This is a genomic window from Vibrio sp. 2130-1 (assembly GCF_033339515.1).
This window is the reverse complement of sequence record NZ_JAWOUT010000486.1, coordinates 1-596: the sequence shown is the minus strand read 5'-3', so window position 1 is coordinate 596 and position 596 is coordinate 1. Positions and strand designations below refer to the sequence as shown.

1 protein-coding gene is annotated in these 596 nt (G+C 42.6%); it reads left to right on the top strand.

The window, feature by feature from the left end:
* On the top strand, nt 1-449 hold a 449-nt coding region (locus tag R7Q09_RS26985), incomplete at its 5' end, for a helix-turn-helix domain-containing protein (RefSeq protein ID WP_318144056.1).
* Between the last annotated feature and the right edge of the window lie 147 nt (nt 450-596).

Genomic DNA, 596 nt, shown 5'->3' with positions numbered 1-596 from the left:
CAATGGAGCAACTATCGAGATTTCTCCATGTTTTGTCTCTGATTGCTCACGATGAAGGAGCAAAAACACTGATGACTCACTCATACTTATCGATGAGTGAACACGAGCTACAGGAAAGAGAGCGCGTGGCAAGTGTTAACGCGTATCTCGAACAACACTTTGCAACTAAGGTGACGCTCGCAGACTTGGCGAACTACTTATCGCTGAGTGAAAGTGCGGTCACAAGATTGTTTCAAAAGCACTTTAAAGAGCCGTTTAGCCAACGTCTAATGAAATTGCGGATCAATCATGCCGCAGATTTGCTGCAATCTACGTCGTTGCCGATTGGGATTGTGTTTGAGCGAGTCGGATATCGTAATCAAGCCCTGTTTAATCGCCATTTTAAAACGTACAAAGGACTAACACCACGCGACTACCGCCAGCATTATCAGCAGCGAATTCAGCCTTAATGGGAATGGTATGCAACTGCTAGTAAGAACGTGAAAAGAGTTACTCGACGGAAAGTGATGTGCAATTGGTATATTACTTGCAAAGTTTTTCAGGAATCATTATTAAGATTCAATGACAGTTAATTTAGGGAACTTGATTGCCATTTT